This is a genomic window from Cobetia sp. 10Alg 146 (assembly GCF_029846385.1).
GTDB classification, from domain to species: domain Bacteria; phylum Pseudomonadota; class Gammaproteobacteria; order Pseudomonadales; family Halomonadaceae; genus Cobetia; species Cobetia marina.
In genome coordinates, this window is sequence record NZ_JARWKT010000001.1 from 89,994 (window position 1) to 106,315 (window position 16,322).

At 62.5% G+C, this 16,322-nt stretch carries 10 protein-coding genes; 4 read left to right on the forward strand and 6 right to left on the reverse strand.

Features of this window, described 5'->3' with window-relative positions; genetic code table 11:
- The first annotated feature begins 263 nt into the window (after nt 1–263).
- The 3 genes from QD172_RS00360 (at nt 264) to QD172_RS00370 (ending at nt 8,015) form a co-directional block, all read left to right on the forward strand.
- Nucleotides 264–1,403, forward strand: a complete 1,140-nt coding sequence (locus tag QD172_RS00360) for a hypothetical protein (RefSeq protein ID WP_279854532.1) — start codon at nt 264–266, stop codon at nt 1,401–1,403.
- Nucleotides 1,404–1,590: 187 nt separating this feature from the next.
- Complete coding sequence (locus tag QD172_RS00365; protein ID WP_167593014.1) at nt 1,591–3,672, forward strand: autotransporter assembly complex family protein; 2,082 nt, start codon at nt 1,591–1,593, stop codon at nt 3,670–3,672.
- 173 nt (nt 3,673–3,845) lie between these two features.
- Nucleotides 3,846–8,015: a translocation/assembly module TamB gene (locus QD172_RS00370; protein ID WP_279854533.1), complete on the forward strand. Its 4,170-nt coding sequence runs from the start codon at nt 3,846–3,848 to the stop codon at nt 8,013–8,015.
- A gap of 185 nt (nt 8,016–8,200) precedes the next feature.
- Here the strand turns inward: QD172_RS00370 and QD172_RS00375 are convergent, their stop codons facing one another.
- Entirely contained in the window at nt 8,201–8,677 is a 477-nt protein-coding gene (locus QD172_RS00375; RefSeq protein WP_279854534.1) for a YchJ family metal-binding protein, read from the reverse strand.
- Between the two features lie 49 nt (nt 8,678–8,726).
- On the opposite strand from QD172_RS00375, the gene msrA reads away from it, so the two are divergent.
- Complete coding sequence (msrA, locus tag QD172_RS00380) at nt 8,727–9,365, forward strand: peptide-methionine (S)-S-oxide reductase MsrA (RefSeq protein ID WP_077376454.1); 639 nt, start codon at nt 8,727–8,729, stop codon at nt 9,363–9,365.
- Nucleotides 9,366–9,514: 149 nt separating this feature from the next.
- Here msrA and QD172_RS00385 read toward each other — a convergent pair whose 3' ends face one another.
- The 5 genes from QD172_RS00385 to QD172_RS00405 form a co-directional block, all read right to left on the reverse strand.
- The gene (locus QD172_RS00385; protein ID WP_279854536.1) at nt 9,515–10,735 is read right to left on the reverse strand and encodes an MFS transporter; all 1,221 of its coding nucleotides are present in this window, start codon (nt 10,733–10,735) and stop codon (nt 9,515–9,517) included.
- 225 nt (nt 10,736–10,960) lie between these two features.
- Nucleotides 10,961–12,127, reverse strand: coding sequence for a dicarboxylate/amino acid:cation symporter (locus tag QD172_RS00390; protein ID WP_084208688.1), 1,167 nt, complete (start codon nt 12,125–12,127; stop codon nt 10,961–10,963).
- A 243-nt stretch (nt 12,128–12,370) separates the two neighbouring features.
- Entirely contained in the window at nt 12,371–13,429 is a 1,059-nt protein-coding gene (locus QD172_RS00395; RefSeq protein WP_279854537.1) for a hydrolase, read from the reverse strand.
- Nucleotides 13,430–13,617: 188 nt separating this feature from the next.
- Nucleotides 13,618–14,982 carry a Xaa-Pro dipeptidase gene (gene pepQ / locus QD172_RS00400; protein WP_279854539.1) on the reverse strand — a complete coding sequence of 455 codons (1,365 nt, stop codon included), beginning with the start codon at nt 14,980–14,982 and terminating at the stop codon, nt 13,618–13,620.
- Nucleotides 14,983–15,035: 53 nt separating this feature from the next.
- Entirely contained in the window at nt 15,036–15,962 is a 927-nt protein-coding gene (locus QD172_RS00405; RefSeq protein WP_077376443.1) for a LysR family transcriptional regulator, read from the reverse strand.
- Nucleotides 15,963–16,322: the final 360 nt, after the last annotated feature.

Below are 16,322 nucleotides of genomic sequence, written 5' to 3' on the forward strand. Positions count from 1 at the left end.
GTAAGGTACAGTGCGGTTACATGAGAGGGACCGCGGGCCGTGCTGCCGGGGAACCTGATGAGATGGCCGGGGTCTGCTGTTAGACTCGGCAGAGCCGGCAACCGAAAACCGGCCAGTCAATCAGCGGGATACGGGCGTTTTCCCTCCAGGTGTCGCATGAGGCTCGGGCCTTGCCGCGGATGATGCCGACGCCTGTCGCTGGAACCTTGAGTCGATGTGCCAGTCATGGAGCCAGTATGCGGCAGGACACTACGGGACCTTCGATGGACAATTCCCGGAAGGAATCACTGATAGCACGGCGTGATGAAGCGCTGGCCCGTCATCCTGATGCAGCCCCGCCCCCGCGTCGTTGGCCGCTGTGGGTGTGCGTGCTGGCACTGGGAGGGGTGGTCGCCTGGCAGCAATGGCAATTGCAGCAGCTTCAGGACATGCGAGGCCAGCAGAGTGATCAGCTGAGTCGTCAGGTCTCGGGACTCAAGGGCGATGTCGAGAACGACGCCCGGCTGCTGGGGGATGTGGATGAGCGGCTTGCCCAGCTCACCACGCGGGTGGACGAGTCGCTGAGTGCGCGCATCGACGGCCTCTCGCAGACCGATGAATCCCTTGCCGACAGCCTCGCTGAACAGCAGGCCGCCTGGCAGGAGCGTCTTGCCGCGCTCTCGGACACGCTGACGGCATCGCAGGACGCGCAGGCGAGTCGTCTCGCAGCGCTTGCCGAGTCCACCGAGGCCCAGCTCGAGGGACTACGCCAGGCGGGTGACAACCGCACCACCTTGCTGAGTGCCTTGCAGGGATCCGTCAGTGCCCTTGAGTCCTTGAGCCGGGATGGGCGTGCGACGCTCAAGGCACGCCTAGATGCACAGGCTGACACCCTGGCCCATCTCGAGACCGAGCTCAAGGCAGTCGAGCAAGCGCAGCAGCAGTCGCTGCCCCGACTCGAGCAACGCCTGAGCGATCAGTCCAGCCGCTTGGATCAGCAGGCCGTGCAGCTTGAGCGTCTCGCCTCGCAGTGGGACGCCCTCAGGCAAGCGCAGGATGAGCCGACGACAGAGGATCGCCAGGCAAGCTCGCAGGCGCTGACGGCCTTCAAGCAGTCCCAGCAGGAGGCGTTGGACGCGTTGCGTCGCAAGCTCGAGCAGCAGCAGGCGTCCCTGACGGGGCTGGTGGACGCCCGGCTTGCGCCGTTGAGCAAGACCCAGACGTCGCTGTCTTCCCAGCTGGGGGAGCTGCGACGCCAGCAGACGGCGCTCAGCGCCGGGCTGGAAGCCCTGGGTGAGGCATCCCCGCAGGACGAGCAGCTGCGCTCCCTGGATGCCAGCCGTCGGCAGTTGAGTGGCCGCGTGGCGTCCATGTTGAGTCAGCTGTCCCGGTTGGAGCAGCGAGTCGCGCGCCTGGAGCGCTGAGCAGTGATGGAATCCTGGAGGGTCACGTACCCGTGAAGGACACGAACCTCCCCGAACCGGCCTGCGGCAGATGACATATGGTCAGTAACAGTGATGGACAGTACTCGCATGAGTACCTAACAAGGGACGTGCAATGAGTGGCGACAAGAATGGGAGAGCGGGTTCGCTCGAGCCTCGAGGCAAGGTGTTGAGCAACGACGCTGCACGCCGCTATCTGCGCTGGAGCAAGCCGCTGGTCCTGTGCACCGGCCTGCTGCTGGCACCACAGGCATTGGCGCTGGATGCCGCGGTGAAAGGGCTGAAAGGCGCCGCTGCCACCAACGTGGTCAATTATCTGGCGGGGCTGACGTTGGAGGAGGATGTCCCGGCCGAGCGCTACGAGGACGAGATCATCCGGCGCATCCAGGAAGCGCTACAGGCCTTCGGTTACTACGATGCCCAGATCACTCTCCGCTATCCCGAGAAGGGGTTGCTGGGGGGCGATGATGTGGTGGTGACGGTGGATGCCGGTGAGCCGGTCACCATCGAGACACTGGAGCTGCGACTCGAGGGCGACGCCGCGCGCGACAAGGTCATGAAGAAGGCGCTGGCCGATGCCAACCTCGAGGAAGGCGATGTGCTGCGTCACTCTCGCTACGACAGCCTCAAGTCGACTCTGGCGTCGCTCAGTCTCGAGCGCGGCTATTTCGATACCTCCTTCTCCCAGCAGCGCATCGAGGTGCGCCCCTGGTTGCACTCGGCACGCATCTATCTGGTCATGCAGAGCGGTCAGCGTTACCGCTTCGGCGATATCACCTATCTCAACAGCCAGATAGAGCTGGATCGCGTCAAGGCCATGCAGCCGTTCCAGACGGGGGATTATTACGAAGCCGGCAAGCTGACCCAGTTCAACCAGCGGCTGAGTGAGGCAGGCTGGTTCCGCTCGGCCGCCATCAAGCCACAGCTCAATCCGGGCGCCGAACTCAAGACCACCAGTCCTGACAGCAAGATCAAGACGCGCAACGTCAAGACAGCCTATGCCGAGGCACAGGGGTATGAGGGGTCATGGCTTGCCGATGTCGAGCGGACTGACGTCGAGCAAGACAGTCAAAAAGGCAGTGAGAAAGACCGTGACACAGAGACGAATCGTCGTGCTGGAGCGTCCTCACGATCAGCCTCGTCGGTGCCTCCCGGGCAGGCGACCTTGGCCGCCGGCGGTGCTGCGAGTGAAGCGGGTACTGATCAAGCCTCTGGCAGCGACACGCCGGTACTGACTGGCGATGCGCTGGAGGCGGCGGTCAAGACGGCCAACGGTCCCATCATTCCCGTGGATATCAGCCTGATTCCCGCCGACCGCCACAAGTTCGAGACGGGCATCGGTTACGCCACGGATGTCGGGCCACGCCTGCAGTTCAGCTGGGAGATGCCGTGGGTCAATCGCTATGGCCATAGCATGACCAACAGCCTGTTCCTCTCCTCACCGGAGCAGACCTTCGAGGGTGAATACCGCATGCCATTGGCTGACCCGCTCAAGGACAGCTATGTGCTGGAGTACGGGGTGGCCATCGTCGACGACGATGATGAGACCAGCAATGAAACGACAGTGCGTTTCGGGCGTGAGTGGAAATTCGACAATGGCTGGCAGCAGAAGATTTACCTGGGCGCGAGCTATGACGACTTCACCATCGCCTCAGATACTGGTCAGGTGTTTCTGCTGTATCCGGGGGTCAGCTGGACGCGGACACGAACTCGTCCCAAGGCCTTCCCCATGTGGGGGGATCGTCAGAAGCTGACGGTAGAGTACGGCAATCAGATTTGGGGATCTGATGAAAACTTCGTGTGGACCCAGTTCGATACCAACTGGATCCGCTCCATCGGCAACAATCACCGTTTCGTGGCGCGTGCCGGTATCGGTAACCTCGACACCGATAACTTCCACGGCATGCCCAACTCCAAGCGCTTCTATGCTGGCGGCGACAGCAGTGTTCGCGGTTACTCCTACGAGAGCCTCTCGCCGGAAGATGATGACGGGGATGATGAAGGCGGGAGTTCCCTGCTGACCAGCAGTCTGGAATATGACTACCGCCTGACCGGTGACTGGTGGGGCGCGGCCTTCTATGACGCTGGTAACGCCTTCGATGGCTGGGATGCCCTGGAGCTCAAGACGGCGGCGGGCATGGGGATTCGCTGGATCTCCCCGGTGGGCCCGATTCGCCTCGATATCGCCCATCCCTTCGATGACGATGACAACGATTATCGCATTCACTTCTCGATCGGGCCCGAGTTCTGATCAGCAGGCCTGATCCGCAGGTCAGTTTCGCAGGCCTGATCAGGGGGCGAGACGGAGTGCCTCCTGAAGCCGGGAAGTGTGATCGCTGTATGGACGCGTGATCGGCTCTCAAGCGCAGCAAGCGCCTGCTCAGCTCAATCAGCTGGGTGGGTGAGCTGATAAAAGATATGGAGATGTTGGAATTGTCTAATCCCTATGTACGTCGGGGCGGCCTGGTCATCCGGTTGCTGATATGGCTGCTCGTGTTCCTGATCGGGCTGACGATGCTGCTGGTCGGGGGCGTGTTGTCTCCGTGGGGCACAGGCCTCGTGCTCGATCAGGCACGCTCACGTGGCTTCATCGATTATTCGCAGGCCTCAGGTTCACCGCTGGAAGCGCTGTCGCTCAAGGACGTCTCGCTGGACCTGCCGGGACTGGCCGTCAATGCCGATTCCCTGTCGCTGGCCTGGGGCGAGGACTGTCTGCTCCAGGGCAAGCTGTGTCTCGAGTCGCTTGAGTCCAGCGGGCTCGCCATCACCCTGAGTGATAGCGGTGCCAGCGAGGAGCCTGAGCTAGAGAGCGGTGAGAGTCTCAACGTGCCCATCGTGGTGCCGATTCCCATCGAGGTGCGCAAGGTCGCCATTGATGACTTCGCCCTGGCGCTGGCGGATGGCAGTCGCGTCACCTTCGATCACTTCCATACCTCGGCCGCGCTATCGGTGAGTACGCTGACGCTGGGCGAGACACGCCTGATCACCAGTCGTTTCATTCCGGCTGATGCCATCGCGGCTCAAGCGACGTCTGACACTGTGAGTCTCGAGGGGGTGAGCCTCACGCCTGAGGCGCAGCAAGCGGCGAGCGCAGTGGTCAACGCTCAGAGGGGGGCGCCACAAGCCGAGAGCGCCGCCAGGGCCATCTCGAACAAGGCCATCACGGATGAGGCCGCAGAAGTGTCTGGCAAGACTGCAGACAAGACCTCAGATGAGACAGCGCAGGCCGGGCGCATCGCCTTGCCGGAGGTCTATATTCCGCTGACCATCGAGGTCCCTGATCTGGCCATTGAAGACTTTGCGCTCAAAGGGCCGAGCCCGTATGAGGTCAGCCGTCTGTCGCTGGCGCTCAAGGCGGAAGGGCATGACATCACGCTCTCGCGTCTCGAGGTCGACTCGCGTGACGTGAATGCCGATCTCGTGGCGCAGGTCACGCTCAAGGACGAGTATCCCCTGAGCGCCACGCTCAATGCCGAGACCCTGATCGACCCCGTGCGTCATGAAAGGCTGCGCCTGTCGCTTGAGGGCTCACTGGCGGATCTTGAGGCCTCTCTCAAGGCCGACGGACCACTGGCCGCCGAGCTTGTGGCCAGCGCGGATGTGCTGGACAGTGATTTGCCCTTCGAGGCGCGTCTGAGCGCCAAACGGATCACCTGGCCCCTTGCCGCCGCCAATGACGCAGCGGGTGATACTGCTCTTGCGCCTCAGAAAGAGGCCCAGACTGCGGATCAGTACAACGCAGCCAAGCACATCGCCAAGAGCCAGTCTGCCTCCTTCACGCCTGACTATATTGTCGAGAATCTGGCACTGGTCGCCAAGGGCTCACTGTCAGGCTATACGACCACGCTGGATGCCATCATCGAGGGCCGTGACATTCCGCGTGCCACCGTGTCATTGGCAGGCGACGGCGATCTCGAGCATTACCGTTGGCAGCCGCTCAAGATCGCGCTCAAGCGTGGCTCCGCGACGACCCGCGGCGAGATCCAGTGGAAGGAAGGACTCCGGGTCGTGGCCCAGCTGGCGCTCGACAAGCTGCATCCCGAGGATCTGCTGCCGGCCCCGACCGGTGGAGGGCAGAAAGCCGTGCGCGGTGAGCTGAGCGGCAATCTCGCGGCCAGCTTCCATCAGCCACTGCAAGGCCCGTGGGCCGTCGATGTCAGCAAGCTGGATATCCATGGCACCTTGCTCGAGCGGCCGCTCACGCTGACCGGCAAGCTTTCAGGCAATGCCGACATGCAGTGGAACGTCGACGCGCTGGAGCTGCGCCAGGGGCAGAACCGCCTGAGCGCCAACGGCAAGATTGCCAAGACCATCACGCTTGCCGCCAATATCGATTTCCCGGCGCTCTCGACCCTGATGCCAGATGTCGCGGGTGAGCTCAAGGGCAAGATCGATGCCACGGGCACCCTCGACAAGCCGCGACTGGCGAGCAACTTCACGGGACGACGCCTGCAGATCGGGGAGAATCGTATCTCCGACATGGCGCTGTCCGCCGGGGTCGATGCCCGCAAGCGTGGTGTGGATGACCCGGCACTGGATATCGCCCTCAACGCCGACGGCGTTCGGGCTGGCGGACAGCAGATCGCGACGGTCGCGCTGACGCTGGGGGGCTTCCTGAGCGACCACACCTTGCAGTTCGATACCGAGATGGCCGGCGAGATGCCATTGTCACGTCTGGGATTGACCCTCAAGGGCGGGCTCGACAAGGCGCGTGAGCATTATCGCGGTGCGCTGTCTCCGCTGACGGCGAATACCGACTTCGGTGACTTCAACTTCGATACGCCGGCACGCTTCGATGCCAATCTCGCCAAGGGCAGCGTGCTGGTGCAGCCATTCTGTCTGAGCCGCGAACAGGGGGGGCAGATCTGTGTCGCCGAGCCCTTGAGTGCGGGCAATGACGGCCAGGCCGTGGTGACGCTCGAGGGGATTCCCCTGGACATGGCCCAGAGCGCCATGCCGGAGAGCTGGACCATCGGCGGTGCCACGGGTGGCAAGATCACGGCAAGCTGGAAGCAGGGTGGCCAACGCTGGAATGCGGACGCGGAGCTGGCAGGCAAGTTGACACTGGCCGGGGAAGACGCTGATGGCAATGCCTGGTCGCTGCCGGAAACCACCTTGCAACTGGCGTTGGAGGCCACGCCCGAGAAGGCTGATCTCGATACCCAGATTCGCCTCGACAGTGCAGGCGGCATCGGGCTTACCGTGTCGGTCCTCGACCCGGCGGGCGCAGGTCAGCTGGATGGCTCGCTGGCCATTCGCGACATCGATCTCTCACCGTATCGTCCGCTGGTGGCGGGCATGACTCAGCTGGAGGGCAAGCTGGCGGGTGACGTCAAGGTCGGCGGCAATCTGAGCCTGCCGTCGTTGACCGGCCCGATCGCGCTGACCGGCGTCAAGGTACAGGGTGAGGGGCTGCCGGTGTCGCTGTCGGATGCCCAGTTCACCGTCGACTTCGATGGCAACAGTGCCGATATCGATGGGTATCTGGTGGGCAATGATGCGCGCTGGGGTATCGATGGCGAGGCGGCCTGGCCGACCCTGGATGACTGGACGGCGGCAGTGAATCTCGACGGTGCGAAGAATCCGCTCGAGCTCAATATCGCCGGGATCGGGCGCATGCGCGTCGCACCGGATCTCGAGATCAATGCCAGCCCTACGCTGCTCGAACTGCGAGGTGACGTCAATGTGCCCTGGACACGCATCGAAGTGGACCAGGTGCCGCCGTCTGCCGTGTCACCCTCCAGTGACACCATCATCATCGAGCGTCCCAGTGATGAGGACACCTCCAACCCGGCTGAGCTGGCGGATGGCAGCGATACCGCCAAGGCGCTCAATGAGGCCGGCATGGCGCTGGATGTGAGGATCGGCATCCATATCGGGCCAGATGCTCGCCTGGAGGCGATGGGGCTCAAGACCAGGCTCAGAGGCGATCTCGATGTGCGCCAGTCCAAGGGCGGCGTGCAGGTCTTCGGTGAGGTCAATCTCGTCGACGGGACCTACAAGAGCTTCGGGCAGGACCTGCAGATCAGCAAGGGGCAGGTATTGCTGGCCGGTCCGCCCTCGAGTCCGCGACTGAATATCGAAGCGATCCGTGATCCTGACAACACCGAGGACGACGTGACCGCAGGGGTGCGTGTGACGGGGCTTGCCTCCTCACCCAGCATCGAGATCTTCTCGGACCCCTCGATGGATGAGTCGTCGGCACTGAGCTATCTGCTGCGCGGCGAAGGCCTGGACAGTGATACCAGCAGTGACAGTGCGGTCACGTCCGCCTTGATCGGCATGTCGCTGGCGCAAAGTGGCCAGGTGGTCGGACAGATCGGCGAAACCTTCGGCGTGAGGGATCTGAGTCTGGACAGTTCCGGCAGCGGGGATGACAGCCAGGTGGTGGTCAGCGGCTATATCGCCCCGGATCTGAAGCTCAGTTACGGCGTCGGGCTGTTCTCGCCGATCGCGGAGCTTACGCTGCGCTACAAGCTGTTCCGCAATCTGTATGCCGAAGCGGTGTCCGGTACGGCGCAGGCCGTGGATCTGCTCTACAGCTTCTCATTGGGTCGCAGTGAGCTGGCGCCCAGAGTCGGCAAGGACAGATGACACGCCAGGCCAATTGATTGCCACAGATTCAGCCCCCATCGATAGCGTCGGTGGGGGCTGTTTCGTTTTGCAGGGCGTTTTCCTGGGCGTTTCGCAGGGCGCGTCTTGCAGGGCTTGCAGGGCTTGCAGGGCTTATGCCAGAGATCGTGCTCGTGCGCGTCAGCACCAGGCGCTGATGGTCAGCGTCATGCAGTGCAGCAACGCTTGATCTTCTTGCCGCTGCCACAGGGGCACAGGTTGTTGCGCCCTGGCGTCAATGTCTGCCACTCGGCATCACCGTCGACATAACGCCAGTGATGACCATCATGATGAAATCGGCTAAGTTCCTGCAATCGTTGGAACTTTCCCTGCTCGAAGAAGGTGGCGTGAAAGCGTACCATGCCGGTATCGGCATCTTGTCCGCTGTCCAGAATCTCCAACGCCAGCCATTGCGGGCCAGCACCTTCCAGGTCGGCGCGTGCTGGGCAATGTGCCGCGTCCCAGCTGTCGATGAGGAAGTCGCTCAGCGAGAGGCAGAAGGCACTGTAGCGGGCGCGCATCAATTGCTCAGGGCGTTCGGCGAGGGTGATGTCCGCATGAATCGGCTGACAGCAATCGACGTAACGTCGTGCCTCAGCGGTGTTGGGCTGGCAGGGGCAGATCTTGGGGGGCAGAGATGACATCATTGAACCTATACACGATTGCACGACGCGACACAGGAGAGAGTCCGCCATGTGGAAGACGCAAGACAAGCAGGCCATTCCCTCGGCAGAAGATGCCTTGCCGGGGCGCGAGCAGCCTCTGCAGATAACGGGTACCCATCACGTCAATGGGCGCTCGATTGTACCTCCCTATCCCCAGGGATGTGAGGAGATCGTGCTGGGACTGGGATGTTTCTGGGGCGCGGAGCGTCTGTTCTGGCAGCTGCCGGGCGTCGTGGTGACGGCCGTCGGGTATGCTGGCGGCCATACGCCGAACCCGACCTACGAGGAGACCTGTACCGGCAAGACCGGACACACCGAAGTGGTACGTGTGGTGTTCGATCCGACGGTCATCGGTCTGCCGGAAATCCTGCGTGCCAGCTTCGAAGCGCACGATCCGACGCAAGGCATGCGTCAGGGCAATGACATCGGCAGCCAGTATCGCAGTGCGATCTACTACGTCGATGACGCGCAGCGTGAGATCGTCGAGAAGAGCCTGGCGGATTATCAGCAGGCGCTCAATCAGTCCGGTCTGGGACGGATCACCACCGAGGTCGCTCCGCTCGAGACATTCTATTACGCGGAAGATTTCCATCAGCAGTATCTTGCCAAGAATCCGGGCGGCTATTGTGGCCTGAAGGGCACGGGGATCAGCTGCCCGATCGGCTAGCTGGCGGGCGGCGAGCGCATGAACGGTCTGCCCTGATTGCGCTGCCCTGAAGAAACGCGAAAGCCTCATGGTGACCGTCAGCACGACGCCTGCCATGAGGCTTTCTGGTTGCTGGGCCCGCCTGCTGGTTGACGGCCGATCGCCCGGTCTCAGTCCGTCGTGGGGGAGGCCTCATCCTGGCTGCGTGAGCGACTCACCAGCAGCCATGCCAGTGCCACGAGCGGCAAGGCGCCACCGATCGCCATGATGCCATTCCAGCCGAGATGGGCGTAGATCAGACTGGTCAGCGCCGAGCCGATCGCACCGCCGACGAAGATGCTGGTCATGTAGATGGCATTCAGGCGGCCACGGCTCTCGGGGTCGAGGGAATAGATGGCGCGCTGGCCGAGGACCATGTTGGTCTGTACCGCGAAATCGAGCAGCAATCCCGTCACGGCCAGTGCAACGACCTGTAGAGTCATCGGCATCAGCCCCGTCGCGAAGCTGGCACTGGCGAGTACCAGGGCGCCTACGGTGGCAATCGAGGTGTGGCCTGCATCTGCCAGGCGTCCGCTGATCGGGGCGGCGACAGCTCCCAACACCCCCACCAGGGCGAACAGCGCTACCTGCGTCTGCGAAAAGCCGTGTTCGTTGACCAGCTCGAGCGGTACGGCACTCCAGTAGAGACTGAATGCCGCGAACATCAGCCCCTGGTAGAGGGAGCGACGACGCAGTACCGGTTCATCACGCATCAACTTGCCGAGGGTCTTGAGCAGCGCGGGATAGCTTGAGGTATGGCGTGGCTGGCGGCTGGGGACCACCCGCCATACCACGCCCCCGACCAGCAGCATCAAGGCGGCACCGACGAAGAAGATGCAGCGCCAGCCGAAGTGATCCGCCAGCAGGCTGGAGGCGGGCCGTGCCAGCAGGATGCCCAGCAGCAATCCGCTCATGATGTTGCCGACCACGCGGCCACGGCTGTGTTCCGCAGACAGGTGAGCCGCCAGCGGGATCAGGATCTGCACCGAGACCGAGCTGACACCGATCAGCAATGACCAGAGCAGAAACGAGGAGGGAGCATCCGCCAGCCCCGCCAGTACCAGACTCGCCGCCGAGATCAGGATCGTGGTGATCAACAGCCGGCGGTTTTCCAGCAGATCGCCCAGCGGTACCAGAAACAGCAGGCCAAGCGCATATCCTCCCTGGGTCAGCGCCACGATGAGACTGGCGCTGCTTTCTGACAGTCCGATGTCGCCCGCGATCATGTTGATGATCGGCTGCGAGTAATAGACATTGGCGACGATCGCGCCACAGCAGAAGGCAAACAGCATCACCAGGGCGCTGCTGATGCCGTCGCTGGGGGTCGAGGAAGAGGTGTCGGAGGGAGTCATGCGTGATTGCCCCGTGTCATGAATGAAATCCATCATCGTCACGGGGAAGGTGAATCCCCATGGCCGCGTCAAAGAACAGCTCTGACATGCGGTCAAGGGGACGCGACCATAAGGGCTGGATGGCGCAACTCTGGATTCCAGTCGGTAATGCGTCAGTCAGCACCGATGTCACCGGGCAGGCGGCCTGACCTTCTGCTTGAGGCGATGCCGCCTGTCGTCTCGGCTTCAGCGATACCGCTGGCGATCCTGTTCAGCTTCGGCGAAGCGGTCGATCCACTGTACCAGCGCACCGTCACCCGCTACATTGCAGGCCGTGCCGAAGCTGTCCTGCGCCAGATAGAGCGCCATCATCAGGCCGACGGCGGCAGCATCGAACCCCAGCAGACTCTGGAGCACTCCGACCGATGTCATCGCGGCGCCGCCAGGCGAGCCCGGCGCGGCGATGATGGTAACCCCGAGTGCGGCAATGAACGGCAACAACGACATCAGGTCGGGCTGCGGCAATGCCGGTGTCACCAGGATGACACCGATGGCGCAGATGGTCAGCGTGATGGCGCTGCCACACATGTGGATCGTGGCAAGCAGCGGAATGGCAAAGCTCGAGACCGAGGGCGAGATGTGATTCAGGCGCGTCTGGCGCACGGTCACGGGGATCGTCGCGGCGGATGACATGGTGCCGGCGGCAGTGAAGTAGGCCGGCAACATGTTACGTAGCGCCACCAGCGGTGCACGGCCGGTACTCATGCCACTGGCGAGGTAGAGAAGACTCAGCCACAGCCAGTGCAGGGTCAGCGCGAGAATCAGGATCATGCCGAAGCTTTTCAGCGTGTTGGCCACCGTGCCGGCGATGGTCATCTCGCAGAAGAGTCCGGCGATATAGAAGGGCAATGCCGGTATCAGTGCCTTGGCGATGAAGCGCTCGACGATGTCACGACCACCGTCGGCAAGATTGCGTAGGCCATCATGGCCGGTGGCGGAGATACCGATCCCGAACAGGAAAGCCGTGACCAGGGCGGTGCTGATATCGGTCAAGGGGGGGATGTCCAGCGCGAAATAAGGTTGGAGCACCATCGGGTGACTGGCGGGCATCTGGGTGTGGCTCACGATATGTGGCACCAGTTCGAGACCCACCACCGCCGACATCAATCCGGCCAGCGTGGTAGAGGCATATGCCAGCACCATGGTCAGTGCCAGCAGCCGCCCGGAGGAGCGCTCGAGACGTGCGATGCCGCTCATGATGAAGAACAGGATGATCAACGGGATGGCATACTCCAGCAGCTCGCCGAACAGCACCTTGAAGGTGAGCAGGCTTCGCACGAGGATGTCCGGGGCCCATTGACCCAGCAGTACACCGGCGACGATGCCGAGTACCAGACGAAAAATGAGGTTCATTATCAGACCAATAGCCTAGGTATCAGGCGCGCAGTCTACCATCCTCGTGGCATCGCGACAGTGCAATCCTCCTTCTCTCTATATACCGTTATCTTGTCATTGTTTCCTTTTGAAGTAATGACGGCGTCTTCGGGCAGGAAGACGTCTGTCAATCTGACCCGCGAAGGTCTCCGTGTGCTCGTCCCACGATACAGGACGTCAGTCACGCGGCAGGTGCTCGAACGAGGCGGCAGGCAATGTCAGTTACAGCGTTTCCTGCTGAACACTGTGACGCTGACGGGAGTGTGACAATGCTGACCAATCCGTGAGCTGGCGCGTGATTCTGCGTGCCAGCCAGGACGACAGACGACCGCGCCGCCACTCGATGAAGCCCACATGCCCGCCGCGTTCGCTCAACTCGATCCGCACCGCTTCAGAGGGCTGCGGAAAGCGCGAGAACAGGTCACGAGGCATGAAGGGATCGTCCAGCGACTGCAATATCAGGGTCGGTAGCTCGATGTCTCGCAACAGCCGGCCGGCCGAGGCACGGGAGTAGTAGTCACTGGCCGAGGAAAACCCATGCAAGGGCGCCGTGACTTCGTTGTCATAGGCCCAGAAGCTGTTCAACTGCGTCAGCTGGTGTGCACCGATGGAAATGGGCAGCGGCCCGTTGGCCAGCTTGGCGGCCACCTTGGCCTTCATGCTCTTGAGCAGATGTCGCTGATAGAGTCGCGAGCTGCCCTGATTCAGCACGTCGGAGCTTGCCGCGAGATCCAGTGGTGCGCTGATCGCGATCGCCCCGGCGAGGTCCAGCCCATCTCCGCCTTGTTCCGCCACCAGCTTGAGCAGCATGTTGGCCCCGAGAGATACGCCACAGGCCACCTTGAGGGCATGGGGGTAACGTTTGCCCATCTCCCCCAGAACCCAGTAGGCATCCGCCGTGTCACCACTGTGGTAGGCCCGCGGCAGTCGGTTGGGCGATTGCCCGCATCCCCGGAAATGCATCAGCACGGGCCGCCACCCCAGACGCGCTGCCGCATTGAGCAGATCCCGAGCGTAGGGTGACTCCAGATTGCCTTCCAGGCCATGGAACAGCACGAACAGCGGGGCGTCATCGGACAGTTCAACTTCCCGTTCGCGACGGCTGTTGCCATCACTGGTCACCCAGGAGAGTTCGACGAAATCACCGTCCGGCAGGTTGAGTATCTCGGTGCGGCAAGACAGCGGGGCGCGGGGCAGCAGGCGGGGCAGCAAGGTCTGGACATGGCGATTGCGCAACCCCAGAGCGGGCCGGAACTCGGAGGTGAAGATCGAATGAGGCATGACGCTGACTCCAGAGACAGGAAATCCCGAGCAGGGGCATCGCGCGCCACATGCCAGGATTTCCTGACTTCCATTCAGTGATTCTTTACGTCTGATACCAGGGCTGGCTGCATCATTTCATTATCCATCGGTCACTGCTAGTTGCACTGCAGCATGATGCGCCGTCGTCGGTCAGGTCACTGCGCTGCTCACAATCCGGTGTCGGGGCTGCGCGTCAGGTTCTCGGCGCCATCGGCGGTGATGACCAGATTGTCCTCGATTCTGACACCGCCATGAGGCGCCAGGGCGTCTACCAGTGACCAGTTGATCGCCTCGCCCCGTGCATCGTTGCGCAGTGGCTCGAGAAGCATGGGGATGATGTAGCACCCCGGCTCGATGGTGATGGCCATGCCGGTCTCGAGTACGCGGGTCAGGCGCAGCATCGGGTGACCTTCCGGAGGGTGACGCACCTCACCGCTGGTGTGATCCGGAATTCGACCCGCGACATCATGCACCTGAAGTCCCAGCAGGTGCCCGAGACCATGCGGACAGAAGGCGGCGGTGATGCCTTGTGCGACCTGCTCCTCGGCAGGCAGGGAAACCACGCCCAGTTCACGCAGCAGCTCCCCCAGCTCACGATGCATTTCCAGGTGAAGCTCGACGTAATCGACCCCGGGCGCCAGTCTGGCGATCAGGCGCTTCTGGAGCGCTTCCACGCCCACTATCAGTGAGCGGTAAAGGGGCAGCGCGTCATCACCCGCCCAGCTGCGGGTGATATCGGAGGCATAGCCGTGCACGCTGGCACCGGCATCCACCAGCAGGCTGCGGCGGGAATCAGGCGTCTGCAGGCCATAGTGCTGGTAATGCAGTACCGCGGCATGTTCGTTGAGGCCGACGATATTGCCGTAGGGCACATCGGATTCGCGTTGGCGGGACGCGCCGAGATATGCCAGCTGGATATCGAGTTCCGCACCGCCTTCCATGAAGGTCCGCCGGGCAGCCAGGTGGCCACGGGCAGCGCGCAGGCTGGCCTCTCTCAGACAGGCGATCTCGAATTCGCTCTTGCAGACGCGCCCCTCGTCCAGCTGACGGACAAGCCCGAGCGGATTGGGCAGCGCCCCAAGCTCGCTGACCACCTCCGGCTGAAGCTCGGCGATCTCACCCACCAGCGCCACGCGGCCCTCGGGACGCTTCGGCAGTGTCGGCTTGCGTAGATGCACGATCTCGAAGCACGCAGCCCAGGGGGCGATGTCAGGCGTCGGCAACGTGGGCGACAGGTGCCAGAAATCATCGGGGGCATACAGATAGAGCGTCGGACGCTCACCCGGTCGAACCAGCAGCCAGCTATCGCTCAGGCCTGCCATCGGCACCCAGTGAAGGAAGTGAGCATGGGACTTGAAGCTGGCATCCTGGTCATCGGCGAAATGCCGTTTCGGCTTGCCGCTATGCAGCACGATGGCGTCCAGATCATGCTGTTGCATGGCAAGCTCATAGCGCGCCTGCAGCGCCGCCAGATGCGCGCGATGTGCCTCGGCATGGGTCAGTGCGGGGTCATTCAGGCGAGGTTCGAACATCTGTCTTCCTTATGTCAATGTGGTTCAGAGCTGCGCTGTCGCCGGCGAGTCCTTCAGGTCAGTCCGCCGGACTCCGGTGGCTTGCCAAGCCGCGACCATAGCTCACTGACGCTGGCGTGACGTGGCTCTCGCGGGCGATAGAGTCGAATATGCAGTGGCAGATCCCAGCGTTCATCTCCGGCGCGCACCAGCTGCCCGCTGGCCATCTCCGCGGCCGCCAGACGCTGTGGCAACCAGCCGATGCCGTAGCCCTGCAGCACCAGTGCCTTGATGTTGGCTGCCTGGATGTTCTCGTTCATGGTCACCAGGTGTGCCTGGACGGGCACCTGAGCCAGGTGAGCCGTCAACGAGGTCGCGATGACGGCGCGGGGGTGAGGGCTGATGAACGGCAAGGGATTGCGACGCGTGCCCGGCAGGGGGTGAAGCGGGCTGCCATCCGCCTGGGGCGCACATAGCGGGATGAAGCACTCCTCACCGACCACCAGGTATTGATAACTGTCCAGTTCAAAGCCGAGGTCCACACGTGCCTGAGGCCAGTAACACATGGCCAGATCACACTCGCCGCGATCCAGACCATGAAAGTAATCCGCCGCCAGCCAGCCCGTCGCACGCAGATAGGGAAACACCTGCTCACGCAGCTGGTGCTGATCCAGCCATTCGGGCAGGAAATGTGATACCAGCGATTGCGGCGCACCGAGCGAGATCTTGCTGGCCTGCTGCTGGGCCATGTCCTGCAGACGTTCACGCGTAATGCGTACCCGCTCGGTAATCTGCTCGCACAGCTGGAGAAACTCATCCCCGGCAGGGGTGAGTGACAGTGGCAAGGTCTGACGATTGATCAATGTGGTGCCCATCTCCTCTTCCAGCAGTTTGATACGGCGAGAAAAGGTGGGCTGAGAGACATTCTGTGCATCGGCTGCCCGTGAAAAGTGACGGGTCTGAGCCAGAACGATGAAGTCTTCGAGCCAGCGTATTTCCATGGATTCGGTGTGCCTCGTCGGCCTGTCAACAGGCCATGTCAGGAGGTCGGGCGCACATCTCTGCGGACGTGTCACACCAGGGTATCTTGCGGGGAGGTCAATGGCGCCATGCCCGGCAGCGTTCATCGTGACGATTCGCTACTGGGCGGATTGACCCCTTGGTCAATATCGGATCTGCGAGATGTTGCCCTAGACCGAGAGTGGGATGCAATCGTCGATCCGTCGATGCCGACCCGAAAGTCCATGCCAGGCATGTCATCAGACGGCAAGGCAGTCGGCTTGCGCCGGCTGCCTTGGACATCGCCATCCGTGCCCCGAGGGCCGGGCCCTGAGGCACGGGGCGACTCACCACGGAGTGGC